A 24489-nucleotide genomic window follows, 5' to 3' on the forward strand; every position below is an offset into this window, starting at 1 on the left:
CGCGCGGGCCGCCGCGCAGGGGCTACTGCTTCGCGGCCTGCTTGGCCTTCTTGATCTCGGCGCGCAGGCGGGAGACCTCGTACAGGGTGACGCCGGCGGCGATTCCGGCATTGAGCGACTCGGTCGAGGCGCTGATCGGAATCGACACGATCGCGTCGCAGGTCTCGGTGACGAGGCGGGACAAGCCCTTACCCTCGCTGCCGACGACGATCACGATCGGGCGCTCGGCGAAACCGGTGCCGAGGTCGGGCAGCGACACATCGCCGTCGCCGGCGAGGCCGAGCACGAACACGCCCTGAGCCTTGAGCGCCTTGAGCGTCTGGGTCAGGTTGCTCGCCATCGCGACGGGCGTTCGGGCGGCGGCGCCGGCGCTGGTCTTCCAGGCTGAGGCGGTGACGCCGACCGAGCGACGCTGCGGAACGATGATGCCGTGGCCGCCGAACGCAGCGGTCGAACGGATGATCGCACCCAGGTTGCGCGGGTCGGTGATGCCGTCGAGGGCCACGAACAACGGCTTGTGGCCGCGGCTGATGGTCAGTTCGAGCAACTCCATCGGGTGCGCGTACTCGTAGGCCGGAACCTTGAGCGCGAGGCCCTGGTGCACGGCGTCGCGACCGGCGAGACGGTCAAGCTCGGGGCGCATGACCTCGAGAATGGGGATGTTGCGGCTCGTCGCCATGAGCAGCACCTCTTTTACGCGCTCATCCATTTCGATGCGCGCCGCGATGTACAGGGTCAGCGCCGGAATCTTCGCGCGCAGCGCCTCGAGCACCGAGTTACGGCCGGTGACAATCTCGTGCTCGTCGATCTGCTGGGCGCGACGGGTCGAAGAGCCACCGCCGCCGGTGTTGCCGGTGCCGCGCTGCGGGCCGCCCTGCGATGCGCCGCGGGCACCGCCGCGAGCAGCGGGGCCGCCGCGGGAGCCGCCGCGGTTGGCGGAAGCATCCGCTGCGGGGCGGGAGTTGAAGCCGCCGGCCGCGGTGAAGCGCTCGGCGGCAGCCTTGCGCTTGCCCGCGGGGTGGTACGGACGGTCTTCTGCCTTAGGCGTGGGCTTCTTGCCCTCGAGCGCTTGACGGCCCTGGCCGCCGGAGCCGACTTGGGCTCCACGGCTACCCTTGCGCACCGCTCCGGTACGCGATTTGCGGTCTAAGTTCTTCATCAGTCAAAGCTCCAATGGGCACCCGACGGGGTGTCTTCGATGGTAATTCCGGCGGCGACGAGTTCGTCCCGGATTCGGTCTGCGGCCGCGTAGTCGCGGTTTTCCCTGGCGAGGTTGCGGTCGCCGAGCAGCCGCTCGACCAACGCACTCAGGGCCACCATGGCCGGTTCGTCCGTCGCCACGGCCCAGCCGGGCGACAAAGGGTTGATTCCCAGCACTTCGCTCATCGCGAGTACTTCACTGCGAGCGGATGCCGCAGCGTGCAGGTCTTCGGCATCCAGCGCGGCGTTTCCGGCCCGCACGGTGTCGTGCAACACACCGAGCGCCTGCGGAACGGCAAGGTCGTCGTCCATGGCCGCGGCGAACTCGTCGGGCACGACCTCGACGCCACTCCCGGCGAACCGGGTACCGGCAAGGCGCCGGTCTGCACGGTCGAGAAAACTTTCGACGCGCTCGAGGGCCGCCTCGGCCTCGGCCAGGGACCCGTCGTTGTAGTCAATGGTCGAGCGATAGTGGGCCGCGCCGAGAAAATAGCGAACGACGATGGCGCGAGCCTGGTCGAGCAGTTCGGCCGCGAACACGGAATTGCCGAGCGACTTGGACATCTTCTGCCCGTTCACGTTCACCAGGCCGTTGTGCACCCAGTAGTTCGCGAAGTCGCTGCCGGCCGCGTTCGACTGGGCCAGCTCGTTCTCGTGGTGCGGAAACCGCAGGTCGAGTCCGCCGCCGTGAATGTCGAACCGGTCGCCGAGGTAGCGGGCTGCCATAGCCGAGCACTCGATGTGCCAGCCGGGGCGACCAACGCCCCACGGCGATGGCCAGGCGGCTGAGGTCGGCTCGCCCTCCTTGTGGGCCTTCCACAGGGCGAAGTCGTGGGGGTCGCGCTTGCCGCGCGGCGAAGCATCCACTGCCGCTTCCATATTGTCCGGCGACTGGTGCGTGAGCGCGCCATAGGCGGCCCAGCTCGCACTGGAGAAATACACGTCGGCCGAACCGTCAGCGGCCGGGTAGGCGTTGCCGCGTTCGATCAGGGTCGCGATGAGGGTCTGCATCTCGGTGATGCTCGCCGTCGCGCGCGGCTCGTAGGTCGGGGCAAGAATACCGAGGCGCTGGTAGCCGGCGGTGAACTCGAGCTCGTAGCGGTAGGCCAGCGCCCACCATTGCTCGCTCGAGCCCTTGGCGTTGATCAGAATTTTGTCGTCGATGTCGGTGACGTTGCGCACGAACGTGACGTTCAGTCCACGGTAGCTGAGCCAGCGGCGCAGCTGGTCGTAGACCAGGGCGCTGCGCAGGTGACCGATGTGCGGGCTGGACTGCACAGTGGGTCCACACACGTACATTCCGACCTGGCCCGGTTCGAGGGGGACAAAGTCACGCAAGGCCTGGGCCTTCGAATCGTACAGTTGCATGGTCACGCCTCCCAGTTTAGGTCAGGGGTCTGACCCGGCTCTGGTGCTGCGGGCGGGAGCGGGTAGAGCAGCGCCGTGGCCGTCGCCGCGACGCCCTCGCCGCGACCGGTGAATCCGAGGGCGTCGGTCGTGGTTGCTGCGATATTGATCGGTGCAGCGAGGATGCCGGCGAGTCGCGTTTCGGCCTCTGCCCGACGCGGCGCAAACTTGGGGCGGTTGCCGATAATCTGCACCGAAACGTTGCCGATCTGGTAGCCGGCGGCTGCGACCAGGCGCACCGTTTCGGTGAGAAAAACGTCGCCGTGGGCGCCGCTGAACCGCGGATCAGTCGTGCCGAACACGCTGCCGATGTCACCGAGACCGGCGGCGCCGAGTAGGGCGTCGCAGATAGCGTGGCAGGCGACGTCGCCGTCGCTGTGACCGCTGAGGCCGCGCTCCCCCGGCCAATACAGCCCGGCCAGCCAGAGCTCGGTGGTGTCGTCAGGCTCAGTGTCGGCGGCGAAGGCGTGCACGTCAAGGCCGGTACCGATGCGCGGGAGGAGCGGGAGCAGCGGCGGGGTTGCGGCGGCGTGCAGGATCAAGTCAGCTCGGTCGAGGTCTTCCGGCGTGGTGATCTTGAAGGCGAGGGCGTCGCCGGCAATGACGGAGACCGGGTGACCGGCGTCGGCGACAAGGGCTGCATCGTCGGTGAGCGCCTCGAACCGGCCGTTCTGCACGGCCCAGGCGCGGGCAGCGGCGAGCATGGCACGGGGAAATCCCTGCGGGGTCTGGACGGCCAAGAGTTCGGATCGGTCGACGGTGCCGAGGATGGCGCCGGAGGCGGCGACCCGTTTGATGGTGTCCACGACCGGGAGCCCCGGAATGATGCCGTGCCCGGTGGAACGCACGGCGTCGACGACGGCGTCGCATAAGCTGGCGGGGGTGAGAGCACGCGCGGCATCGTGCACGAGCACCACGTCAATACTCGGCAGCAGGGCGGCGAAGCCCTGGTCGACCGAGTCCTGACGGGTGCGTCCGCCGACGACGATCGTCAGGGCCGCCGCGGGCGACTCGTGACGAGCCGCGACAGCGGCGGCGATGGCGCGGGCATCCGTTACCCGGTCGCTGGGGGCAACGGCGATGATCTGCACGGGCGAACGCATTCCAAAAATGGAATCTAGGGCGTGGTCGAGCAGCGGGCGCATATGCAGCAAAACGAATGCTTTAGGTTCGGTGTGCCCCAGACGGATTCCGCTGCCGGCAGCGACGATGATCACGGCAACGGTGGGCGCATCGGGTGAGGGGTCGTCGAGCGGGCTGGCCGGCGGCAGGAGGGGAACAGTCATATCTGGAGGGTATCTATCTGGGCGATGCAGCGGGATGAACATGCAAAAGGCGGCACCTCGCGGCACCGCCCCTCACGAAGCAAAATAAAGAATCAGGAAGCGAGGACTTCATCCAGAACGGTGGAGGCCCGCTCTTCATCGGTCTTCTCGGCCAGCGCCAACTCGCTGATCAGGATCTGCCGGGCCTTGGCCAACATGCGCTTCTCACCGGCGGACAGGCCGCGGTCTTGGTCGCGACGCCACAGGTCGCGCACGACCTCCGACACCTTGATGACATCGCCGCTGGCGAGCTTCTCGAGGTTGGCCTTGTACCGGCGGGACCAGTTGGTGGGCTCCTCGGTGAACGGTGCCCGCAGCACTTCGAACACCCGGTCGAGGCCCTCCTGGCCGATCACGTCGCGCACGCCAACCAGGTCGACGTTCTCGGCGGGAACCTCAATTGTCAGATCACCCTGCGTGACGTTGAGCTTGAGGTAGAGCTTCTCTTCACCCTTGATGATGCGCGTTTTCACCTCGGTGATCGTCGCAGCGCCATGGTGGGGATAAACAACAGTTTCGCCAACCTCAAACAGCATAGGGATCCCTCCAGCAACGTTCATAATACCACATCAAGGTGGTGCTAGAGTACGCGCGCCCCCGCGAGGCGCGGCGACGACATGTCGCCGCCCAGACTCGCCGCTAAGCTAGTGACAAAGCGAATTCTGCAGCGCCGGCCCACCGTCGACCGCTGCTTCGGTATGGAGGTCTTGTGAGAGCGCGCATCGCTGCATCCGTTGTATTGGCGGCCGGCATTCTGTTGGGCACGAGCGCATGCGGATTTTTCGCACCGCAGGCCACCTCGATCGAGTACAACGCGAGCGACGGAGTCAGCGGTGATGTTGGCGAGATCCACATTCGCAACGGTCTGCTGCTCTCGACCGACGGTGAACTGGCGAACCTGATCGTGTCCGTCGTGAACACGACCGACTCCGAGCAGAACCTGGTCGTGCAGTACGAGTCCAGCACCGGCACGGTATCGCAGGATATTCCGGTCGAGGCCAACACGACCGTGACGTTCGGCACCGAGGGTGAAGAATCGGTCATTCTCGAGAACATGGACAGCCAGCCCGGGTCGCTGTTTCCGGTGTTCTTCCAGTACGGCGAAGAGACCGGCGTCGAGCTTCTGCTGCCCGTGCTGACCGGCACTCAGGGTGAGTACTCGACCCTGCTGCCGACGCTCGCGCCGACCGAGACCCCCGAGCCGACTGAGACGCCCGCAGCGTAGGTTCTTCGGCACACAGGCCGCCATCCCCTCGGGGACGGCGGCCTGTTTTATGTCTGCGGCAGCCGGCGCCGAGCGGCCGGCGGGACGCGCGCGAGTGCGCGCATCCACTGCCTGCCTGGTCAAGCGGATGCCGCCCGTCCGTGACGGCTCAGGCCTCGAAGCGGTAACCGAGCCCGCGCACGGTGACGAGCATGGTCGGGTCAGACGGGACCGCCTCGATGCGCGAACGGATGCGTTTAATGTGCACGTCGAGCGTCTTGGTGTCGCCGAAGTAGTCCGTGCCCCAGACCCGGTCGATGAGCTGACCGCGGGTGAGCACCCGGCCGGCGTTGCGCAGCAGAAACTCGAGCAGCTCGAATTCCTTGAGCGGCATATTCACGAGTTCGCCGGAAACTGAGACGGCGTGCCGCTCGACGTCCATGCGCACGGTGCCGGCGGCAAGCGTGGTGTCGTCGTCATCGCCGCCCTGATCGTCGTGGCGCCGGAGCACCGCACGGATGCGCGCGACGAGTTCGCGCGTCGAATACGGCTTGGTCACATAGTCGTCGGCGCCGAGTTCCAGCCCGACGACGATATCGATTTCGGAGTCCTTGGCGGTGAGCATGATGATCGGTACCGTCGACCGGGTGCGGATCTCGCGGCACACCTCGGTACCCGGAATTCCGGGCAGCATGAGGTCGAGCAGGATGAGATCGCTGCCGTTCTGGTCGAATTCGCTGATCGCGCTCGGCCCGTCTTCGGCCACGACGACCTCGTAGCCCTCACGTTCGAGCAGGAAGCTCAGCGGCTCGCTCAGCGCGCTCTCGTCTTCGACCAGAAGGATGCGTGTCATGGTGTGTCTCCTGCGGCCGCACGTGCGGCTGGTTGCGGCTTCTTGGGGCCGGGTTCGATCGGCTGCGCCGCCTCGGGGAGACGGATGGTGAAAGTGGATCCGCTGCCCGGCTGGGACCAGACGCGAATGTCTCCGCCGTGGTTCTGCACGACGTGTTTGACGATGGACAGGCCCAGTCCGGTTCCGCCGGTGTGGCGCGAACGGGCCTGATCGACCCGGAAAAACCGTTCGAAGACCCGGTCCAGATCGGCCTCGGCAATTCCGACGCCCTGATCGGTGACGGTGATTTCGACGATGCCCTTCTGCAGGCGCACGCCAACGCCCACGCGCGACCCCTCGAGGGAGTAGTTCACCGCGTTGGCGACCAGGTTGTGCACGGCCACGATGAGCAGGGCTTCATCGCCATAAACGTGGGCACCAGACTTCTTGCCCAGAACAATGGTGATGCGTTCCGCCTCGGCGACGACTCGACTCTGATCGACGGCCGCGGCGACGATGTCGTCGACGCTGAGATTCTCCGGCTCGGCGAGCACGTCCTGCGCCTGCAGCCGGGACAGTTCGATGATCTCCTGGGTGAGGCGGCCGAGCCTGGCCGACTCGGTCGTTAACCGGTTGGCGAAGCGGCGAACCTGCGCCGGTTCATCCGCTGCCTTGTCGAGCGCCTCGGCGAGCAGACCGACGGAGGCGATCGGGGTCTTCAGTTCGTGGCTGATGTTGGCGACGAAGTCGCGGCGCACCTCGTCGAGGCGGAAGGCTTCGGTGCGGTCTTCGGCCAGGAGCAGCACGTAGCGAGTGCCGAGCCGGGCCAGGCGCACCCGAAACCGCATGCTTGCGTCGCCGAACGGGCCGCGGGAGAGCACGAGGTCTTCACTGATCGGCTCGCCGGTGCTGCGCACTCGTCGGGCGAGTTCGAGCAGTTCGGGATGCACGAGCTGATGGTTCCAGACCAGACCGAGAGTGAGGGCGCCCGGGCTGGTCTTGATGACGTTGTTGGACGGGTCAAGCACGACGCCGGCGGTCTCGAGGGCGTCGAGCACCTGGTCGATTCCGTCGGGCACGGCCGGGTTGACCACTTCGCTGGCGCGGCGTCCGTGCCGTTCGGCGACGTGCAACAGGGTCACGAAGCCAGCCCCGACGCCGAGGCCGAGTGCCAGCGACAGCAACACCAGCAACGTCGATTCCATAACCTACAGGTTACTGACACTCTGGGGCTCTACTTCGCAGCGAAGGCCGCCGGAGACCTGTACTTTAGAAAGTGTTCAAGACCACGGCACCTGCCGTTAACCTAAATCCGGCATTCTAGGTCGGAGGCCAAGGCGGGTCTCACAGGCCCGTGCGTGCCCGCGCGGCAAGGAAGGACCACAGCATGCGCGACGTATTCCAGCAGGAGCTGGCAGAAGTTCAACAACGACTAGTCGAGATCTCTCGGCTCGTCGCCATCTCGATGGACAAGGCCACTCGCGCCTTCAACGAGAGTGACGTCAGCCTCGCCGAAGAGGCCATCACCGAAGACGAGAAGATCGACGAACTCACGGTCGAGCTCGACGAACTCGCGATCACCATTTTGGCCCGCCAGCAGCCGGTCGCCCGCGACCTGCGAATTGTCGTGAGTGCCCTGCGCATCAGCGCCTCCCTTGAGCGGATGGGCGACCTTTCGACGCACATCGCCCAGCTGGCCCGCTACCGTTTTCCCGACAAGGTCATTCCCAAGGGGCTGCGCGGCACGTTCGCCGAAATGGGCGCGCTCGACGTGGTCATCGCGAATATGCTCACCGAGCTACTCCTGCATCAGGACATGGCCCTCGCCGAGACCATTCGCAATGAAGACGACAAGGTCGACGCGCTGCACGTGAGCGTGTTCGACGCCGTGCTCGGCGAAACCTGGAAGGGGCTCGCCGCCGACACCGTCGATGCGACCCTGGCCAGCCGGTACCACGAGCGATTCGCCGACCACGCGGTGTCCATCGCGAAGAAGGTGCAGTACCTCGGCACGGGGGCCTGGCACCAGGACAACAACGACTGACTTATTGCACGTGAGAGGCCCCGGAGCATGCGCTCGCGGGGCCTTTTGCGTGAAACTGATGCCCCGCCCGGTTGCGGCACGGGTGAGCGCACCTGATATGGGTGGCCGCGGTCGGTTTGGCGGCGCGGCACGCATGACCGCGCCCGATATCGGTAGCCGCTACGGTAACTAACGAACGGGCGTAGCGCGCACCAGTTTCGGGCGCGCTCATGACCTGCGGGCAGATAGAAGGCCCCGGAGCACCTGCTCTGGGGCCTTCTATGGGGGCTACTTCGTGTTGCCCTGGGCTGCGACGGCGGCAGCTCCGGCGGCGGCGGCCTCGGCGTCGAGGTACTCTCCCGGGCCAAGCGGCATGAAGTCTTCGCCGAGCCGATATACCAGCGGGATTCCGGTGGGGATATTCAGTTCGGCGATGTCGGCGTCGCTGATGCCGTCGAGGTGCTTGACCAGGGCGCGCAGGGAGTTGCCGTGCGCGGTCACCAGGACGGTCTTGTTCGCCTGCAGGTCGGGCACAATGTCGGACTGCCAGTAGGGCAGCATCCGCTCGACGACGTCTTTGAGGCATTCGGTGCGGGGAAGGTCGTCGCCGAGGTCGGCGTAGCGCGCGTCGTGCGCCTGCGAGAACTCGCTGGAGTCGTCGAGCACGGGCGGCGGGGTGTCGTAGGAGCGGCGCCACAGCATGAACTGCTCCTGGCCGAACTTGGCCTGGGTGGCCGCCTTGTCGAGGCCCTGCAGTCCGCCGTAGTGGCGTTCGTTGAGGCGCCAGGAGCGCTTGACCGGGATCCACGAGCGGTCGGCTTCTTCGAGCGCGAGGTTCGCGGTCTGGATGGCGCGGGAGAGCAGGCTGGTGTGCAGCACGTCGGGCAGCAGGCCGGCGTCCTTGAGCAGTACACCGGCGCGCGCGGCTTCGGTGGCACCCTGCTCGCTGAGGCGAACGTCCACCCAGCCGGTGAACAGGTTCTGCTGATTCCAGGTGCTTTGGCCGTGGCGGAGGAGGACGAGTGTGTAGGGGGCAGACATGTGCCCACTCTATCGAGCGTGGGTGACGCAGTTGCGCCGGAGCGCACCCGCCGGCGGGGGCTAATTCAGGAAAACTGGTCACAACGGATGCCGCCACCCGCGCCGACACGCGGGGAGCAGCATCCGTCACAGAAGAGTTCCTGAATAAGCCATCGAAAGTCGGCGAGCCCGGGAACCCTGGAAGGTCAGCGAACGGGGGCGCGGACTCCGAGGCGGGGCAGGCGGGGAATGTCGGCGACCGACCCGGCGGACTGCGGAACGATGATCTCCTGGCCGGCCGAGATGGAGATGCCCTCGGACTCGACGTAGAGCGTCGATGCGCCCGGGATGGTGCGCTTGATCACGGCGAGCGCGATCGGTCCGAGCTCATAGTGGATGGCACTGGACGTGATGCTGCCGACAACGACCCGTTCGGGCTCGGCTTCGGGCCGGACGCGGTCGGCCTGCACCGGGTCGCCGGGCGCGGGCAGCACGCCTTCCGACCCGTCGAGGTGCAGCATGACCAGGCGGCGCGGCGGGTGGCCGAGGTTGTGCACCTTGGCCACGGTTTCCTGTCCGCGGTAGCAGCCCTTGCTGAGGTGCACGGCGGTGCGCAGCCAGTCCAGCTCGTGCGGGAGGCTCTTCTCATCGACCTCCCGGGCCCGGCGCGGACGCCACGCGGCGATGCGCAGCGCCTCGAGCGCGAGCAGTCCGGCCGGTTTTACCAGTGAAGCGGATGCTGCAGCGTCGGTTGGGACTGGGGCGGCCGGGTCGGAGGCGGGCGCTGTTGCGGCGGGCGTGGCGGACTCGGGCCTGACGGTCAGGGCGCCGGCGGCGAGTGCGTCACGCAGGGCGGGGAGGCTGGCGCGGGCCACGAGGGTCTCGGTGTAGGTCCAGCGGGTTCCGGGATGCTCGGGCGCCTCGGCATACTGATAGCCGCCTCGGGCGACAGTGGCCCAAGGATCCAGCCAGGTCAGCGGCACGCCGTTCGGGGCGGCGGCGGTGATGCCTACGGAGGAGGGGGCATCACTCATGGCGCCGATGGTGGCGTAGGCGAGGGTGTGGTCGACGACCTGCACCCGCAGCATGAACTTCATGCGGTCAAGGAAGGTTTGCAGGCCGGGCAGCTCGGCGGCCTCAACGAGGAGCCAGGTTTCGACGCCGTCATCGAGCACGCGGACGGCGTACTGAAGGTGTCCGTTGGGGTCGAGCAACAGCATCTCGGTGGATTCGCCGGGGGCGAGGGTTTTGAGTTCCTGGCTGGCGATGGAGTTGAGCCAGCTGAGACGGTCGGGGCCGGCGACGGAAAGCACGCCGCGGTGCGAGAGGTCGACGATGGCGTGTCCGGCAACGAGCGAGCGTTGTTCGATCATGGGGTTGCCGTAGTGCGCGGCGACGCCGGCATCGATTCCCGCGGACTGCACCGCGCCGGGCAGTCCGAGCAGCGGTGAGACGGTTGTTGCCGGGTCAGTCATGGCGCTCAATTCTGCCGATCCGGGTTGACGGTCGGCGATCGTGCTTGGGGGGCGTGCTCGTTGGCACGGCTCATGCACTAACAACACTACGGCCCGCGGATTTATTCGACAGGCGAGCCGGGTCGCGGCCCGACTGGGCCCACCCTACGGAAGTGGGCCCATGATCCATCATGGGCCCGCTGCCCGGGCCCGGGCCCGGGCGAAAGAGGAGGGTGCGCTCTGCTGGGCCCACCTTATGACCGCGGGCCCAGTTTATAAACTGGGCCCAGGGGCGGAGCCCAAGCCCCGTCCCGATTAGAAAGGGGCTACTGGACCCGGGCGAGGCGGCCGGAGGCGTGGGTACGCAGGTCCTGGCCCAGGGCGGCGATGTCCCAGGCCCAGAGCAGGTCATTGTCGACCAGGCCGTAGAGGCGGGTGGCGGCCGCGTAGGGCTTGGATCCGGCGGTGCGCAGCACGGCATCCGTGGCGAGGTCGATACGGGGGCCCTTGACCTGGCCGAGGTAGAGTTCGGCGACGCCGCCGGGATGCACGAGCGTGACCTCGATGTCGAAACCACCGTCACGATTGCGCAACGTTTCAACGGCCGCCGCCGAGGTGAACGGGCGCTCCCCCATGCCCGGCAGCATGCCGGGCCCAGGGTCGCCGTCACCCTGGTGACGACTGAGCCGCCAATACCCGGCTTCCGTGACCAGCGGGAGCTTCTCGTCGGACAGCATCTCGGGCGGCAGCGTCGGGGCCGGCGTGGCGACATCCGTTTCAGAGGGAACGTTTTGTTCAGCCAAAGCGGATGCGGCATCCGCCTCAAGAGCAGCGCCAGCACCAGAAGCGCCCTCGGACTCGGGCACAGCGGTATCCGATTCAGAGGCGGCCGCAGCCAGCGGCTCCAGCCAGGTGTACGAGCTGTAGTTCAGGTGCGGCAGGCCGTCGTGGCTGAAGCTGATGCGGTGACCGAAGGTACGGCTGACCGACTCCTCGCCGATTTTGTATTCGAGCACACCGGAACCTTCCCAGACTCCGATCAACCAGGAGAGTGGAACAAGTTCGGACGGCAAACCGACCGGAAGGTCAAACATGCGTACTTACCGCTGCCCCCGGAACAGCTTGAAAACGACCATGCCGGATACCCAGGCGATCGACAAGCTGGCCAGTCCGAGCAGGCCTAAAAAGAAAAGTTCCAGCGCTAACAGATCCATGCTGCGAGTCTAGCGGGAGCTCAGAGCAGAGCGACCACAATCGTCGCCGCGACGAGGATCACGAGGGCGCCGGCGATGCTCAGCGTGACCCGTTTCACGTAACCTTCTTTGGTTCCGGTGGCGATCTGCAGTCCGAGCGTGACGAGCGTGCAGCCGGCCAGGGTGAGCCCGAACCAGCCGAGCGCCGAGGCCGGCGTGGCGAGCAATCCGGTGAGAATGGCCCCCACAATCGCCAGTAACCACACGGTCGCGATCGTTCTCCAGTGCCAGCTCACGTCTCTATTGTGCCTGAACGGTCGCATCCCGTGGCACGCTAGTATGAAATTCGAGACACTTGGAGGGCGCCCGTGGCGCAGTTGTTGATCCTGACCTCGGCGGCCAACAATGACGTACTCCCCGCCCTGGCGTTGCTGTCACACAGCGCGAAACTGATTCCCGCCCAGGCGGATCAACTCATTCACGCCCCGGATTCCGATCTGATTTTGGTGGATGCCCGCAGCAACCTCGCCGCGGCCAAGTCGCTCTGCCAGATTCTGCGCACGATGGGCACCATTACTCCCCTGCTTCTCGTCATCACCGAGGGGGGACTGGCCGCGGTCAGTCCGGACTGGGGCGTCGACGATGTCATTCTCGACACGGCCGGCCCAGCGGAAGTGGATGCCCGTATCCGCCTGAGCATCGGCCGGCTCGCCCAGACCGTGCCCTCGAACACGATCCGCGCGGCCGGAGTCGTGATCGACGAGGCGAGCTACTCGGCCAAGGTGCACGGGAAACCGCTCGACCTCACTTATAAGGAGTTCGAACTGCTGCGGTTCCTGGCCGCGCATCCGTCACGGGTGTTCACCCGTGAACAGCTCTTGAGCGAGGTTTGGGGCTACGACTATTTCGGCGGCACTCGCACGGTCGACGTGCACGTGCGGCGCCTGCGCGCCAAGCTGGGCGACCAGGAATCGCTCATCGGCACCGTACGCAACGTCGGCTACCGGTTCAATGTGCACGAGGAAAACGATGAGCGAGTTCCCAATTCTCTCCGCGCTTAGTAAAACGGATGCCGCCGGGCTGACCGAATTCCGCCGCATCGCCGCGGAGGCGCTCGCCTTCGACGGCTACGCGCCCTTCAACGAGCAGGGGCTGTTCGACCTGCACAGCGGCCTGCGGACCGCCTATTTGGTGCGATCGAACGACCTTCTGGTGGGGGCGGCGCTGGCTGGGCGCGGCGAAATCGACCTGGTTATTACGCCGGAGTGTCGCCGACGCGGGTACGGACGGGCGGCATGGGGCGAACTCAGCGCGCTCGAGCCCGGCGTAGTGACCGCGTGGTCGCACGGCGACCACCCCGGCGCGCGCGCCCTGGCGGTCGAGCTGAACTTCGTCGCGGTGCGAACCCTTTTGGAATTGCGCACGACATTGGCGGACACCGAGGAGTCGGCATCCGTTTCCCTGGATGGCGCAGGCATTTCGGCATTTCGGCCAGGCCTGGACGATGCGGAGTGGGTTGACCTGAACGCGCTCGTGTTTGCGACGCACCCGGAACAGGGTGCTATTACCGAGGCCGACTTGGCAGCGCGACAGGCCGAGTCGTGGTTCAGCAGCGACGACTTTTTGATTCTGCGGGACGTTGAGGGTCGCATGATCGGCTACAACTGGCTGAAGATTGACGGGGCGATCGGCGAGATCTATGTGATCGGGGTGTATCCGGATGCCGCCGGTCACGGCTTCGGCCGCGCGCTCATGCAGGCGGGGCTTCAGCGCTTGCACGCTGCCGGCTGTAGTACAGCCGCCCTCTACGTGGAGGCCGACAGCGCCGGCGCCGTGCACCTGTATCGGTCGCTCGGATTCACCGATCACACGGTCGACGTGCAGTACCGCCGCCTCGCCGACTGAGGCCATATCATCCGGTCGGGGCAGACTCGCAGGGTAACACCGGCGAGTTATTCCGGGCGACGCGCCGAAAAGTCAACGGCTCAGAGAATATTTCGTCAGACGTTCACCCGGTTCGTCGCGGTGGCGTGACCAAGGGTGTCAGGATGGACAGATGGACGGCGAAATCACTCAAGCGGACTCGGGTCTCGGAACGGACTTCGATGACGACTTCGACCCACTCTTCTCAAAACTCGATCCGGCGCTGCCCGACGACCGTTACCTCGACCGCGAGCTGAGCTGGCTCGCCTTCAACCAGCGCGTGCTCGAACTGGCCGAAGACGAGTCCCTGCCGGTGTTGGAACGCACCAACTTTCTCGCCATCTTCGCGAGCAACCTCGACGAATTCTTCATGGTGCGCGTCGCCGGCCTGAAACGCCGCATCCTGACCGGCCTGGCCGTTCCGACGAACGTCGGCCGGGCCCCGCAGGACGTCCTGAGCGATATCTCGGCGGCCGCCCATGCCCTGCAGGATCGCCACGCCCTCGCTTTTCAGAACCTCGTGCGTCCGGCCCTCGCCACGGCCGGCGTCGACGTCGTCGACTGGCAGAGCCTCGGCGACGCCGACCGTCGCTCGCTGCGCACCTACTTCTCCAACCAGATCTTTCCGGTGCTGATGCCCCTGGCGGTCGACCCGGCGCATCCGTTCCCCTATATCTCCGGCCTCTCCCTCAACCTGGCCGTGCGGGTGCGCAACACCAAAACGGGCAAGCAAGAGTTCGCCCGGCTCAAGGTGCCACCGATGCTGCCGCGCTTCGTGCGGGTCGACCGCACCGAGTCTGTCGATCGCATCCGCTATATCGCGCTCGAAGATCTCATCGCCAACCAGCTCGGCGACCTGTTTCCGGGCATGGAGATTCTGGAACACCACGTGTTTCGGGTCACCCGTAACGAAGACGTCGAAATCGACGAGGACGAGACCGAGAACCTGATCAAAGCGCTCGAGAAGGAGCTGCTGCGTCGCCGGTTCGGCCCGCCCATTCGACTGGAGATCACCGAGGACATGGACGAGGTCACCCTCGGGCTGCTCGTTCGCGAACTCGACGTGACCGAGCAGGAGGTCTACCACCTGCCGGCGCCGCTCGACCTCGGCGGACTGTTCGACCTGCGCATCGACCGCCCCGACCTGCACTTCGCCAAGCACGTACCGACCACGGCCGCGCAGCTGCTGCCGAGCGAGCCGAACGCCGAGCAGGACATCTTCACGGCCGTCGCGCGGCGCGACGTGCTGCTGCACCACCCGTATGAGTCGTTCGCGACGAGCGTGCAGGCGTTTCTGGAGCAGGCCGCGGCCGACCCGAACGTGCTCGCCATCAAGCAGACGCTGTACCGTACCTCCGGCGACAGCCCCATCGTCGAGGCGCTCATCGCCGCCGCCGACAGCGGCAAGCAGGTGCTCGCCCTGGTCGAGATCAAGGCACGGTTCGACGAGCAGGCCAACATCACCTGGGCACGCAAGCTCGAAAAGGCCGGCGTGCACGTCGTCTACGGACTGGTCGGCCTCAAAACGCACTGCAAGCTCGCCCTCGTGGTGCGCTACGAGAAGGGCGTTTTGCGGCACTACAGCCACATCGGCACCGGAAACTACAACCCGAAGACCAGCCGCATCTACGAAGACCTCGGCTTGCTGACAGCGGATGCCCAGGTCGGCAAGGACCTCACCCGCCTGTTCAACGAGTTGTCGGGTTACGCCATCGAGAAAAAGTTCAAGCGACTGCTCGTGGCTCCCCTGCATTTGCGCAAGGCCCTGCTCAAGCAGATCCAGGCGGAAACCGACAACGCCCTCTCGGGGGCGACCAGCGGCATCCGCATCAAGGTCAACTCGATGGTCGACGAGGACATTATCGACGCGCTGTACCGGGCCAGCCAGGCCGGCGTGCACGTCGACGTCTGGGTGCGCGGCATTTGCAGCCTCAAACCGGGCGTTCCCGGCATGAGCGAGAACATTCGGGTGCGGTCGATTCTCGGCCGGTACCTCGAGCACTCGCGCATCTTCTCCTTTCACAACCTCGGGGACACGCAGGTGTTCATCGGCAGCGCCGACATGATGCACCGCAACCTCGACCGCCGGGTGGAGGCGCTCGTGCGACTGGTCGACCCGGAACATCTGCTCGAAATCGAGGCGCTGTTCGAACGGGCCATGGACGATCGAACCTCCAGTTGGTGGCTCGATGACACCGGTCACTGGACCCGCCACGACGTCGACGAGAACGGCGTGCACCTCAGCGACATGCAGAACCGGTTGATGCAGCAGATCAATGCCCGCAAACGACCGCCGGCGCGGCGCTGATGGCGGTCAAGACCACCGACCCGAACGTGTACGCCGCCGGAGCCGTCTGCTGGCGCCTGATCGACGGCCGCATGCACGTGCTGCTCATTCACCGCACCGTGCACGGCGATGTCACCATCCCCAAGGGCAAGGTGGATCCGGGCGAGTCGCTGCCCCGCACCGCGGTCCGCGAGGTCGCGGAAGAGACCGGGCTGGACGTGGCGCTCGGGGTTCCGCTCGGGGTATCGCACTACGACATGCCCGACGGCCGCACCAAGATCGTGCACTACTGGGCCGCCGAAATCACCCCGGACGCGATCGCGCGGTCAACCTTCGTTCCCAACGGTGAGGTCGCCGCGATCGAGTGGGTGACCATCAAAAAGGCCCGCAGCTACCTGAGTTACCCGGCCGATGTCGAGATTCTCGAGACGTTCTCCGCCCTCGTCGACTCCGGCGTCACCCGCACGTTCGCGCTGATCGCGCTGCGCCATGGCAAGGCCGCGCCGCGCACCGGCGCCGGCCCGGACGCGCGTCGTCCGCTGACGGCGCGTGGGGTGACGCAGGCAACGGGCCTCGTGGCCACGATCACGGCCTGGCGCCCGCTGCGCATTATCTCGAGCACGGCCGTGCGGTGCGTCACGACGGTGGCTCCGCTCGCCGCCGCTACGGGCATCCCGATCAAGCAGACGGATCTGATCAGCCAGGACGCGCTCGAAAGCGGTGAAGCGGATGTGCGCTCCATCGTCGGCAAGCGCGTACGCTCCCGCAAAACCGCTGTTTTCTGCAGCCACGGGCCGGTGCTGCCGGAGATCATGCGGGAAATCGCGCTGGCTACCGGGAGTCAGCCGACCACGGCGCTGTTCGACGCCGCAGACCTCGACACCGGCGGGTTCTCGATCGTGCACCTGTCGTCGGAGAACCCGGCCGCGGGCATCCTGGCCATCGAGACGTTCCGCGCAACCGCCTGACCCGCGTTTCGCGGGCCCGCTCGCTTTGGTCGATGGCGGTCTCGCGAAGCGTCGCTACGGGATCGGAACGGGAGTGATGCCGAACTGGGCGAGGCCGGCTGCGCCGCCGTCTTCGGCGGTGAGCACCCAGATGCCATCCTTGTGCACGGCGATACTGTGTTCCCAATGCGCTGCGGCCTTGCCGTCGCTGGTGGCAACGGTCCAGTCGTCGTCCCGGGTGTAGGTATCGATCGATCCGAGCACGACCATCGGCTCGATGGCGACGACGAGGCCCGGCTTCACATCCGGACCCTTGGGGCGTACGCGGTAGTTGAACACGGGCGGAGCCTCGTGCATCGAACGGCCGATGCCGTGGCCGACATAGTCGGTCAGGATGCCGTAGCTACCCTGCGACTCCACGTAATCTTCGATGGCGTCACCGACCTCGTTCAGGTGGCGCGCGGTGTGCAGCCGGGCGATGCCGTGCCACAGGGACTGCTCGGTGACATCGGACAGCTTCTGACGCTCAGCCACGACCTCGGGCCGCGACGCGTCTGGCAGCACGAAGCTGAACGCGGCGTCGCCGTTCCAGCCCTCGATAATGGCTCCGCTGTCGATCGAGACGATGTCGCCGGCCGCGAGGCGTCTCCCGGAGGGGATGCCGTGCACGACATCGTCGTTCACTGAGGCACACACGGTGTGGTGATATCCGGCTTCGAGTTTGAAGTTCGGCTTGCCGCCGAGCGCGACGATGGCGGCCTCGGCCGCAGCGTCGAGTTCGAGGGTGGTGGCCCCGATCACCATGGCCGCGCGGGCGGCCGCGAGCGATGCCGCGGTGGCCAGGCCCGGCGCGACCATGAGGCGCAGCTGGGCGGGGTTCTTGTAGATGGAACGACGAAAACTCACTGATTTCCTACAAACTAGCTCCGAGAAGGGGAGCGATCTTTTCTTATTTAAGTGGTGGTGCAGATGATGATGGGCCGAGTCAGGCCCGGCCCCAAACGGGTATTAGAGCGTGCTGCTGTCGGGGCGCAGACCGCCCTCGGCCAGGGCCGCGAGAATGCGGTCGGTGACCGCCTCAACGGCACCGAGGCCATCGATCGTGACGACGAGGCCACGAGCGCTGTACACATCGATCAGCGGAGCGGTCTGCTCCGCGTACACGTCCAGACGATGACGGATGACGTCGGCCGTGTCGTCCGCGCGGCCCTGCTCGGCCGCACGCTTCAGCAGCCGCGCGACGACCTCGTCAGTGTCGGCGGTGATGAGAACGACGACGTCGAGCTGGGTGCCCGCTGCACTTAGCAGACGGTCGAGCTCAGCGACCTGGTCGGTCGTGCGCGGGTAGCCGTCAAGCAGAAAGCCGTCGGCAGCATCCGCTTCGTTGAGCCGGTCAGCGACAATGGCGTTGGTGAGGGTGTCGGGAACGTATGCCCCGGCGTCCATGAACGACTTGACCTCGACCCCCAACGGGGTGTTGTTGGTCACGTTGTAGCGAAAGATGTCGCCGGTGGAGATGGCGGGAATATCGAAGGCGAGCGCCAAGCGCTCCGCCTGGGTGCCTTTGCCAGCGCCGGGCGGGCCGATCAGTAGTAAGCGCGTCATTTAAGAAGCCCCTCATAGTGTCGCTGTTGCAGTTGCGAGTCGATCTGCTTGACCGTCTCGAGCCCCACGCCGACGATGATGAGAATGCTCGCGCCGCCGAACGGGAAGTTCTGGTCGGCGCCGATAACCGAGAATGCGACGAGTGGAATCAACGCGATAAAGCCCAGGTAGAGCGAGCCCGGAAGTGTGATGCGGGTCAGCACGAAGTCGAGGTACTCGGCGGTCGGGCGGCCGGCGCGGATGCCGGGAATGAATCCGCCATACTTCTTCATATTGTCGGCGACTTCTTCGGGGTTGAACGTGATCGCCACGTAGAAGTAGGTGAAGCCGATGATCAGGAAGAAGTACATGGCCATGTACAGCGGCTGGTCCCCACCGGTGAGGTTGTTGGAGATCCAGACGACCCAGGCCGGAGCCTCGGTGCCGGCGGCCGGCTGGTTGAACTGCGCGAGTAGGGCGGGCAGGTAGAGCAGAGAGGAGGCGAAGATCACGGGGATCACGCCGGCCATGTTGACCTTGATCGGAATGTAGGTGTTGTTGCCGCCGTAGGTGCGGCGCCCCACCATGCGTTTGGCGTACTGCACCGGTATTCGCCGCTGGGATTGCTCGACGAAGACCACGCCGGCGACCACCAGAATTCCGACGATCAGCACGATGATGAGGGTGTCGAGGCCCTGCTGCTGGCCGATGGAGCCGAGCGATCCGGGGAACAAAGCTGCGATCGAGATGAAGATCATGAGCGACATGCCGTTGCCGACGCCGCGTTCGGTGACGAGCTCACCCATCCACATGATGACGCCGGTGCCGGCGGTCATCGTGATGACCATGAGCATGATGGCATACCAGGCGTCGTTGGTGATCAGCTGCGTGCACTCGGTGCTGGCGGATGTGCCAAACAGGGCGCCGCTGCGGGCGACAGTGATCAGCGTGGTCGACTGCAGAATGCCGAGGGCGATCGTGAGGTAGCGGGTGTACTGGGTCAGTGTGCTCTGACCGGAGGCACCCTCCTTATAGAGGGTGTCGAAGTGGGGGATGACCACGCGCAGCAGCTGCACGATGATCGACGCCGTGATGTACGGCATAATTCCGAGGGCGAACACGCTGAGCTGGAGCAGGGCGCCACCGCTGAACAGGTTGACGAGCTCGTAGAGGCCGCTCGATCCCTGGTTGGCTGCCAGACACAGCTGCACGTTGCCGAAGTCCACGAACGGGGCCGGGATGAACGAGCCCAAGCGGAACAGAGCAATAATGCCCAGGGTGAAGCCGATCTTCTTGCGAAGGTCGGGTGTGCGGAAGATCCGCGCAATGGCGCTGAACAAAAAGGCCTCCAGATATTTACGCAGACCGACCCGCGCGGGTCGACTTAAAACGATCGAGCTTGTCGAATCACACCAAACGATTGAACTCGATTGACGGATTCGACAAGCTCGATGGAGCGTCTACGGGTTTACTTTACAGATCCGCCCGCGGCAACAATTTTCTGCTCAGCTGAAGCAGAGACCTTGTCGACCGTCACGTTCAGCTTAACGGTAATCTCACCGGTACCGAGAACCTTGACTTTTTCGTTGTCACGAACCGCACCCTTGGCGATCAGGCTGGCGATGGTGACATCGCCGCCGTTCGGGTAGAGCAGTTCGAGCTTTTCCAGGTTGACAACCTGGTACTCGACGCGGAACGGGTTCTTGAATCCACGCAGTTTCGGGGTGCGCATGTGCAGAGGCATCTGCCCACCCTCGAAGCCGACGCGTACGCTGTAACGCGCTTTCGTGCCCTTGGTGCCTCGACCCGCGGTCTTACCCTTGGATCCTTCACCACGGCCAACGCGCATGCGGGCCTTCTTCGCTCCGGGAGCCGGGCGAAGGTGGTGTACCTTCAGCACGTGCTCGCGGGGCTCAGTCGGCTCGGCTGCAACGGGGGCCTTCTTCGGTGCTGCGGCCTTTTTGGGGGCAGCGGCCTTCTTCGTGGCGGGCTTGTCGGCTACCTTGGTAGCTTCCTTCTCGTCAGCCATTAGTCAATCTCCTCGACCTTTACGAGGTGAGCGACGGTGTTGACGTAGCCACGGTTCTGCGAGTTGTCCTCGCGGATCGTAACGGCGCCAATGCGTCGCAGACCCAGGCTGCGAAGAGTGTCGCGCTGGTTCTGCTTCTCACTAATTTTGGACTTGATCTGTGTGATCTTCAGCTGGGCCATCAGGCACCTGCCTTCGCGGTTGCGGCTGCTGCAGCTGCAGCAGCGTCGGCACGCAGGAAACGGGCCGGAGCCACGTCTTCATAGGCCAGGCCGCGGCGAGCCGCAACCGCACGCGGCTCTTCGAGCTGGTGCAGTGCCTCGACCGTGGCGTGCACGATGTTGATGGTGTTCGACGAGCCGAGCGACTTGCTCAGCACGTCGTGGATGCCAGCGCATTCGAGTACGGCGCGCACCGGGCCACCGGCGATAACGCCGGTACCTGCTGCTGCCGGACGAAGCAGAACGACGCCGGCTGCGGCCTCACCCTGTACGGGGTGCGGGATGGTCAGGCCAACGCGAGGAACGCGGAAGAAGTTCTTCTTCGCCTCTTCGACGCCCTTGGAGATAGCGGTCGGGACCTCGCGGGCCTTACCGTATCCAACGCCGACCAGTCCGTTACCGTCGCCGACAACGACGAGAGCGGTGAAGCTGAAGCGACGACCACCCTTGACGACCTTCGACACGCGGTTGATGGTGACGACGCGCTCCAGGAACTGGCTCTTGTCGGCATCGCGGCTTCCGCGGTCCTTGTTCGGGTTGCGCTCACGGCCACCACGACGAGCCTCGCGGGGCTCGTTCTGCGGCGGGGTCGTGGACGCAGCGGTTTCAACCGGTGCAACCGCAACGGCCTCAACAGGTGCTGTGGTTTCGATCTTTTCAGTGCTCACAGGTTCAATCCACCCTCTCGAGCTCCTTCAGCGATGGCAGCGACGCGTCCTGCGTACTTGCTGCCACCACGGTCAAATACAACGGCTTCGATGCCGGCGGCTTTCGCACGTTCAGCAACGAGCTCACCGACCTTGCGGGCCTTGGCGGTCTTGTCACCATCGAAGGTGCGCAAGTCCGTTTCGAGCGTGGATGCCGACGCAAGGGTGAAGCCCTTGCTATCGTCGACGACCTGCACGAATACGTGGCGAGCCGAGCGCGTGACGACGAGGCGCGGGCGAAGCGCCGTTCCCTCGATCTTCTTGCGAAGACGGGTGTGTCGACGTCCGCGGGCTGCGGCCTTGCTCTTGCCTCTAGTTCCGAGTCCCATGGCTACTTACCGCTCTTTCCGGCCTTGCGGCGAACAATCTCGCCGGCGTAACGCACACCCTTGCCCTTGTAGGGCTCTGGCTTGCGAATCTTACGGATGTTGGCGGCAACCTCGCCGACGGCCTGCTTGTCGATTCCGCTGACCGTGAGCTTGTTGACGCTCTCCACGGTCAGAACGATGCCGACGGGCGGCTCGACGACGACCGGGTGCGAGAAGCCGAGGGCGAACTCAACAGAGGTGCCCTTCTGCGCCGCGCGGTAACCGGTACCGACGATTTCGAGACCCTTGGTGTAACCAACGGTTACGCCGATGATCTGGTTGTTGATCAGGGTGCGAGTCAGACCGTGCAGCGAACGCGACTGGCGTTCGTCGTTCGGACGGGTGACGAGAACGTGACCGTCCTCGATTGACACCGTGATGGGGTTGGAAACGACGAGCGCGAGCTCGCCCTTCGGGCCCTTGACGGAGACGGCCTGGCCGTCAGCCACAACCGTGACCCCGGCAGGGATCGGGATGGGGAGTCTTCCAATACGTGACATTCTCAGTTACCACACGTAGGCGAGAACTTCTCCGCCTACGCCCTTCTTCTCAGCCTGGCGGTCGGTAAGCAGACCGCTGGAGGTGGACAGGATGGCAACGCCGAGGCCGCCGAGAACCGTGGGGATCTCAGTCGACTTTGCGTACACGCGCAGGCCGGGCTTGGAAACCCGCTTGATGCCGACGATGGAACGCTCACGGTTCGGACCGAACTTGAGGTCCAGCGTGAGGGTCTTGCCTACTGTTGCATCCTTGACGGTCCAGGCAGAGATATAACCCTGTGCCTTGAGGATGTCAGCGATGTGCGCTTTCAATTTGCTATGCGGCATCGACACTGTGTCGTGGTACGCCGAGTTAGCGTTGCGCAGTCTGGTCAGCATGTCTGCGACCGGATCTGTCATTGTCATTTTGTGGTGCCTTTCTCGCCTGGTTTCATCATCCGTTACGCGAATGACGACCTGTGGTGGTGAGGAAACCGATCGGTTGAACGGCTTCCGGGGTGAAAATCTGTGTGCGCCTGGCATTTCTGCACGGCGGGGCCAACCATGAGTTGGGAGCTCGCAAGCGCAAGCTCCCAACTCTAGTTGAAAAACGCTACTTCTGTGCGTCGGCCGTCTTGAACGGGAAGCCGAGCGCCTTGAGCAGCGCGCGACCCTCATCGTTGGACTTCGCGGTCGTAACAACCGTGATGTCCATACCGCGAACGCGGTCAATGCGGTCCTGGTCGATTTCGTGGAACATAACCTGCTCGGTCAGACCGAAGGTGTAGTTGCCCGCACCATCGAACTGCTTGTCGGACAGGCCGCGGAAGTCACGGATGCGAGGAAGGGCCAGGCTGAGCAGCCGGTCCAGGAACTCCCACATGCGGTCGCCACGAAGGGTGACGTGGGCGCCGATGGGCTGTCCCTCACGCAGTTTGAACTGCGCGATGGACTTGCGAGCCTTGGTGACCTGCGGCTTCTGGCCGGTGATCTTGGTGAGGTCAGAAACCGCACCGTCCATCACCTTGCCGTCGCGTGCTGCTTCTCCGACACCCATGTTGACGACAATCTTCGTCAGGGTGGGGATACGGTGCACGTTGGTGAAGCCGAGTTCCTCGGAGAGCTTGGCACTGATCTCATCGCGGTACTTCTGCTTCAGACGCGGCAGGGCCTTGACGGGCGCGGTGCCCTCAGGGGCGGTGCCGGTAACGGTGTCAGTCATTAGAGGTCCTTCCCTGACTTCTTGGCGTAACGAATGCGGACCGTCTTGGTGACGCCGTCCTTCGTTACCTCTTCCTGGCGGAAGCCGACGCGGGTCGGCTTCTTGGTCTCCGGGTCGACGATGGCAACGTTGGACACGTGGATGGCGGCTTCGAAGGTCTCGATGCCACCCGTCTTGGTGCCGCGCTGGGTCTGTCCGACGCGAACGTGCTTGGTCACGAAGTTGATGCCCTCAACGAGGACACGGTTCTTCTCGACGTCGACGGAGATGATCTTGCCCTGCTTGCCACGGTCTCCGCCGCGAGCCTGGCTGCGGCCGCTGATGACCTGTACGAGGTCACCTTTTTTGATTCTGGCCATGATTAAATAACCTCCGGTGCCAGCGAGATGATCTTCATGAACTTCTTGTCGCGAAGCTCGCGACCGACCGGTCCGAAGATTCGGGTGCCGCGGGGGTCACCGTCTGCCTTCAAGATCACTGCAGCGTTCTCATCGAACTTAATGTAGGAGCCGTCTGGACGACGGGTTTCCTTCTTGGTGCGAACGATGACAGCTTTGACGATGTCACCCTTCTTGACGTTTCCGCCCGGGATTGCATCCTTGACCGTGGCGACGATGACGTCGCCCAGGCCGGCGTAACGACGGCCGGAGCCACCGAGAACGCGGATGGTCAAGAGTTCCTTGGCGCCGCTGTTGTCGGCAACCCGTACTCGTGATTCTTGCTGAAGCACTTTATAACTCCTTTACGTCAAGTAAGCGCGCGGCTTACTTGGCCTTCTCAAGAATCTCGACCAGGCGCCAGCGCTTGGAGGCGCTAAGCGGACGGGTCTCACTGATCAGGACCAGGTCGCCGATGCCGGCGGAGTTCGCCTCATCGTGCGCCTTCAGCTTGGATGTACGGCGGATGACCTTGCCGTACAACGGGTGCTTCACGCGGTCTTCGACCACGACAATGATGGTTTTGTTCATCTTGTCGCTGGTCACGTAACCACGCAGCGTCTTGCGGTAACCGCGAACGAGAGCTTCTGCCTCGGCTGCGACGACCGTTTCGTCAGTCTTCGCCAT

The 24489-nt window shown here is 65.0% G+C and carries 29 protein-coding genes; 6 read left to right on the forward strand and 23 right to left on the reverse strand.

The window, feature by feature from the left end; all coding sequences use genetic code 11:
• Positions 1-22 precede the first annotated feature (22 nt).
• From rlmB to E3O45_RS13340, 4 genes are all read right to left on the reverse strand, one after another.
• Complete coding sequence (gene rlmB / locus E3O45_RS13325; protein ID WP_092451103.1) at positions 23-1159, reverse strand: 23S rRNA (guanosine(2251)-2'-O)-methyltransferase RlmB; 1137 nt, start codon at positions 1157-1159, stop codon at positions 23-25.
• Entirely contained in the window at positions 1159-2574 is a 1416-nt protein-coding gene (gene cysS, locus E3O45_RS13330) for a cysteine--tRNA ligase (RefSeq protein ID WP_134443819.1), read from the reverse strand. Before cysS ends, rlmB begins: the two co-directional genes overlap by 1 nt.
• Complete coding sequence (ispD, locus tag E3O45_RS13335; RefSeq protein ID WP_134443820.1) at positions 2571-3893, reverse strand: 2-C-methyl-D-erythritol 4-phosphate cytidylyltransferase; 1323 nt, start codon at positions 3891-3893, stop codon at positions 2571-2573. Before ispD ends, cysS begins: the two co-directional genes overlap by 4 nt.
• Positions 3894-3985: 92 nt before the next feature.
• Positions 3986-4468 carry a CarD family transcriptional regulator gene (locus E3O45_RS13340; RefSeq protein ID WP_104135553.1) on the reverse strand — a complete coding sequence of 161 codons (483 nt, stop codon included), beginning with the start codon at positions 4466-4468 and terminating at the stop codon, positions 3986-3988.
• 173 nt (positions 4469-4641) lie between these two features.
• Between E3O45_RS13340 and E3O45_RS13345 the strand changes: the two genes are divergently transcribed.
• Positions 4642-5157: a hypothetical protein gene (locus tag E3O45_RS13345; RefSeq protein WP_134443821.1), complete on the forward strand. Its 516-nt coding sequence runs from the start codon at positions 4642-4644 to the stop codon at positions 5155-5157.
• A gap of 148 nt (positions 5158-5305) precedes the next feature.
• On the opposite strand, the gene E3O45_RS13350 is transcribed toward E3O45_RS13345, so the two are convergent.
• Both E3O45_RS13350 and E3O45_RS13355 read right to left on the reverse strand, forming a co-directional pair.
• Positions 5306-5989, reverse strand: coding sequence for a response regulator transcription factor (locus E3O45_RS13350; protein ID WP_092451113.1), 684 nt, complete (start codon positions 5987-5989; stop codon positions 5306-5308).
• Entirely contained in the window at positions 5986-7173 is a 1188-nt protein-coding gene (locus E3O45_RS13355) for a cell wall metabolism sensor histidine kinase WalK (protein WP_092451115.1), read from the reverse strand. Before E3O45_RS13355 ends, E3O45_RS13350 begins: the two co-directional genes overlap by 4 nt.
• A 182-nt stretch (positions 7174-7355) precedes the next feature.
• Here E3O45_RS13355 and phoU point away from each other — a divergent pair, with 182 nt between their 5' ends.
• Positions 7356-8012, forward strand: a complete 657-nt coding sequence (phoU, locus tag E3O45_RS13360; protein ID WP_104132048.1) for a phosphate signaling complex protein PhoU — start codon at positions 7356-7358, stop codon at positions 8010-8012.
• A gap of 267 nt (positions 8013-8279) precedes the next feature.
• On the opposite strand, the gene E3O45_RS13365 is transcribed toward phoU, so the two are convergent.
• The 4 genes from E3O45_RS13365 to E3O45_RS13380 form a co-directional block, all read right to left on the reverse strand.
• Positions 8280-9032, reverse strand: coding sequence for a phosphoglyceromutase (locus tag E3O45_RS13365; protein ID WP_134443822.1), 753 nt, complete (start codon positions 9030-9032; stop codon positions 8280-8282).
• 185 nt (positions 9033-9217) lie between these two features.
• Positions 9218-10486, reverse strand: a complete 1269-nt coding sequence (locus tag E3O45_RS13370) for a folate-binding protein YgfZ (protein ID WP_134443823.1) — start codon at positions 10484-10486, stop codon at positions 9218-9220.
• A gap of 305 nt (positions 10487-10791) precedes the next feature.
• Positions 10792-11559, reverse strand: coding sequence for an FABP family protein (locus tag E3O45_RS13375; RefSeq protein ID WP_134443824.1), 768 nt, complete (start codon positions 11557-11559; stop codon positions 10792-10794).
• Positions 11560-11699: 140 nt separating this feature from the next.
• Positions 11700-11954 carry a hypothetical protein gene (locus tag E3O45_RS13380; RefSeq protein ID WP_092451125.1) on the reverse strand — a complete coding sequence of 85 codons (255 nt, stop codon included), beginning with the start codon at positions 11952-11954 and terminating at the stop codon, positions 11700-11702.
• A 72-nt stretch (positions 11955-12026) separates the two neighbouring features.
• Here E3O45_RS13380 and E3O45_RS13385 point away from each other — a divergent pair, with 72 nt between their 5' ends.
• The 4 genes from E3O45_RS13385 (at position 12027) to E3O45_RS13400 (ending at position 16836) form a co-directional block, all read left to right on the forward strand.
• Complete coding sequence (locus E3O45_RS13385) at positions 12027-12719, forward strand: response regulator transcription factor (protein ID WP_134443825.1); 693 nt, start codon at positions 12027-12029, stop codon at positions 12717-12719.
• Positions 12688-13563 carry a mycothiol synthase gene (gene mshD, locus E3O45_RS13390; RefSeq protein WP_166789497.1) on the forward strand — a complete coding sequence of 292 codons (876 nt, stop codon included), beginning with the start codon at positions 12688-12690 and terminating at the stop codon, positions 13561-13563. Before E3O45_RS13385 ends, mshD begins: the two co-directional genes overlap by 32 nt.
• Before the next feature lie 151 nt (positions 13564-13714).
• Complete coding sequence (locus E3O45_RS13395; protein ID WP_134443827.1) at positions 13715-15889, forward strand: RNA degradosome polyphosphate kinase; 2175 nt, start codon at positions 13715-13717, stop codon at positions 15887-15889.
• Positions 15889-16836 carry an NUDIX domain-containing protein gene (locus tag E3O45_RS13400; protein WP_134443828.1) on the forward strand — a complete coding sequence of 316 codons (948 nt, stop codon included), beginning with the start codon at positions 15889-15891 and terminating at the stop codon, positions 16834-16836. Before E3O45_RS13395 ends, E3O45_RS13400 begins: the two co-directional genes overlap by 1 nt.
• A 54-nt stretch (positions 16837-16890) precedes the next feature.
• On the opposite strand, the gene map is transcribed toward E3O45_RS13400, so the two are convergent.
• The 13 genes from map to rpsQ form a co-directional block, all read right to left on the reverse strand.
• On the reverse strand, positions 16891-17721 hold the full coding sequence (map, locus tag E3O45_RS13405) for a type I methionyl aminopeptidase (RefSeq protein ID WP_241985355.1): 831 nt from the start codon (positions 17719-17721) through the stop codon (positions 16891-16893).
• Positions 17722-17823: 102 nt separating this feature from the next.
• Positions 17824-18420 (reverse strand): adenylate kinase, encoded by a 597-nt coding sequence (locus tag E3O45_RS13410; protein ID WP_134443829.1) that lies wholly within the window; start codon positions 18418-18420, stop codon positions 17824-17826.
• Positions 18417-19739 (reverse strand): preprotein translocase subunit SecY, encoded by a 1323-nt coding sequence (gene secY / locus E3O45_RS13415; RefSeq protein WP_134443830.1) that lies wholly within the window; start codon positions 19737-19739, stop codon positions 18417-18419. The genes E3O45_RS13410 and secY overlap by 4 nt, the downstream gene beginning before the upstream one ends.
• A 128-nt stretch (positions 19740-19867) precedes the next feature.
• Positions 19868-20428, reverse strand: a complete 561-nt coding sequence (rplO, locus tag E3O45_RS13420; RefSeq protein ID WP_134443831.1) for a 50S ribosomal protein L15 — start codon at positions 20426-20428, stop codon at positions 19868-19870.
• Entirely contained in the window at positions 20428-20610 is a 183-nt protein-coding gene (gene rpmD / locus E3O45_RS13425; protein ID WP_066597599.1) for a 50S ribosomal protein L30, read from the reverse strand. The genes rplO and rpmD overlap by 1 nt, the downstream gene beginning before the upstream one ends.
• The gene (rpsE, locus tag E3O45_RS13430; RefSeq protein ID WP_370449991.1) at positions 20610-21317 is read right to left on the reverse strand and encodes a 30S ribosomal protein S5; all 708 of its coding nucleotides are present in this window, start codon (positions 21315-21317) and stop codon (positions 20610-20612) included. The genes rpmD and rpsE overlap by 1 nt, the downstream gene beginning before the upstream one ends.
• A complete protein-coding gene (rplR, locus tag E3O45_RS13435; protein WP_092107252.1) occupies positions 21314-21685 on the reverse strand; it encodes a 50S ribosomal protein L18 in 372 nt (123 codons plus the stop codon). The genes rpsE and rplR overlap by 4 nt, the downstream gene beginning before the upstream one ends.
• A 2-nt stretch (positions 21686-21687) precedes the next feature.
• Entirely contained in the window at positions 21688-22224 is a 537-nt protein-coding gene (gene rplF / locus E3O45_RS13440) for a 50S ribosomal protein L6 (protein ID WP_092451139.1), read from the reverse strand.
• A gap of 6 nt (positions 22225-22230) precedes the next feature.
• Positions 22231-22629: a 30S ribosomal protein S8 gene (rpsH, locus tag E3O45_RS13445; RefSeq protein WP_092107248.1), complete on the reverse strand. Its 399-nt coding sequence runs from the start codon at positions 22627-22629 to the stop codon at positions 22231-22233.
• A gap of 187 nt (positions 22630-22816) precedes the next feature.
• On the reverse strand, positions 22817-23425 hold the full coding sequence (gene rplE, locus E3O45_RS13450; RefSeq protein ID WP_092451141.1) for a 50S ribosomal protein L5: 609 nt from the start codon (positions 23423-23425) through the stop codon (positions 22817-22819).
• Entirely contained in the window at positions 23425-23784 is a 360-nt protein-coding gene (gene rplX / locus E3O45_RS13455; protein WP_092451143.1) for a 50S ribosomal protein L24, read from the reverse strand. Before rplX ends, rplE begins: the two co-directional genes overlap by 1 nt.
• A 2-nt stretch (positions 23785-23786) precedes the next feature.
• Positions 23787-24155 (reverse strand): 50S ribosomal protein L14, encoded by a 369-nt coding sequence (gene rplN, locus E3O45_RS13460; RefSeq protein WP_092451145.1) that lies wholly within the window; start codon positions 24153-24155, stop codon positions 23787-23789.
• Positions 24156-24189: 34 nt separating this feature from the next.
• On the reverse strand, positions 24190-24489 hold the full coding sequence (gene rpsQ / locus E3O45_RS13465; RefSeq protein ID WP_092451147.1) for a 30S ribosomal protein S17: 300 nt from the start codon (positions 24487-24489) through the stop codon (positions 24190-24192).

Origin of the sequence: Cryobacterium sp. TMS1-20-1 (genome assembly GCF_004402355.1) — a bacterium.
Lineage (GTDB): Bacteria > Actinomycetota > Actinomycetes > Actinomycetales > Microbacteriaceae > Cryobacterium > Cryobacterium levicorallinum.

What these genes read in the sequence shown, in the direction of transcription:
- rlmB (WP_092451103.1), bottom strand. Translation starts at nt 1,159, where the DNA reads ATGAAGAACTTAGACCGCAAATCGCGTACCGGAGCGGTGCGCAAGGGT.
- ispD (WP_134443820.1), bottom strand. Translation starts at nt 3,893, where the DNA reads ATGACTGTTCCCCTCCTGCCGCCGGCCAGCCCGCTCGACGACCCCTCA.
- E3O45_RS13340 (WP_104135553.1), bottom strand. Translation starts at nt 4,468, where the DNA reads ATGCTGTTTGAGGTTGGCGAAACTGTTGTTTATCCCCACCATGGCGCT.
- E3O45_RS13350 (WP_092451113.1), bottom strand. Translation starts at nt 5,989, where the DNA reads ATGACACGCATCCTTCTGGTCGAAGACGAGAGCGCGCTGAGCGAGCCG.
- E3O45_RS13355 (WP_092451115.1), bottom strand. Translation starts at nt 7,173, where the DNA reads ATGGAATCGACGTTGCTGGTGTTGCTGTCGCTGGCACTCGGCCTCGGC.
- phoU (WP_104132048.1), top strand. Translation starts at nt 7,356, where the DNA reads ATGCGCGACGTATTCCAGCAGGAGCTGGCAGAAGTTCAACAACGACTA.
- E3O45_RS13365 (WP_134443822.1), bottom strand. Translation starts at nt 9,032, where the DNA reads ATGTCTGCCCCCTACACACTCGTCCTCCTCCGCCACGGCCAAAGCACC.
- E3O45_RS13370 (WP_134443823.1), bottom strand. Translation starts at nt 10,486, where the DNA reads ATGACTGACCCGGCAACAACCGTCTCACCGCTGCTCGGACTGCCCGGC.
- E3O45_RS13375 (WP_134443824.1), bottom strand. Translation starts at nt 11,559, where the DNA reads ATGTTTGACCTTCCGGTCGGTTTGCCGTCCGAACTTGTTCCACTCTCC.
- mshD (WP_166789497.1), top strand. Translation starts at nt 12,688, where the DNA reads ATGAGCGAGTTCCCAATTCTCTCCGCGCTTAGTAAAACGGATGCCGCC.
- E3O45_RS13395 (WP_134443827.1), top strand. Translation starts at nt 13,715, where the DNA reads ATGGACGGCGAAATCACTCAAGCGGACTCGGGTCTCGGAACGGACTTC.
- E3O45_RS13400 (WP_134443828.1), top strand. Translation starts at nt 15,889, where the DNA reads ATGGCGGTCAAGACCACCGACCCGAACGTGTACGCCGCCGGAGCCGTC.
- E3O45_RS13410 (WP_134443829.1), bottom strand. Translation starts at nt 18,420, where the DNA reads ATGACGCGCTTACTACTGATCGGCCCGCCCGGCGCTGGCAAAGGCACC.
- rplO (WP_134443831.1), bottom strand. Translation starts at nt 20,428, where the DNA reads ATGGCTGACGAGAAGGAAGCTACCAAGGTAGCCGACAAGCCCGCCACG.
- rpmD (WP_066597599.1), bottom strand. Translation starts at nt 20,610, where the DNA reads ATGGCCCAGCTGAAGATCACACAGATCAAGTCCAAAATTAGTGAGAAG.
- rplR (WP_092107252.1), bottom strand. Translation starts at nt 21,685, where the DNA reads ATGGGACTCGGAACTAGAGGCAAGAGCAAGGCCGCAGCCCGCGGACGT.
- rplF (WP_092451139.1), bottom strand. Translation starts at nt 22,224, where the DNA reads ATGTCACGTATTGGAAGACTCCCCATCCCGATCCCTGCCGGGGTCACG.
- rpsH (WP_092107248.1), bottom strand. Translation starts at nt 22,629, where the DNA reads ATGACAATGACAGATCCGGTCGCAGACATGCTGACCAGACTGCGCAAC.
- rplE (WP_092451141.1), bottom strand. Translation starts at nt 23,425, where the DNA reads ATGACTGACACCGTTACCGGCACCGCCCCTGAGGGCACCGCGCCCGTC.
- rplX (WP_092451143.1), bottom strand. Translation starts at nt 23,784, where the DNA reads ATGGCCAGAATCAAAAAAGGTGACCTCGTACAGGTCATCAGCGGCCGC.
- rpsQ (WP_092451147.1), bottom strand. Translation starts at nt 24,489, where the DNA reads ATGGCGAAGACTGACGAAACGGTCGTCGCAGCCGAGGCAGAAGCTCTC.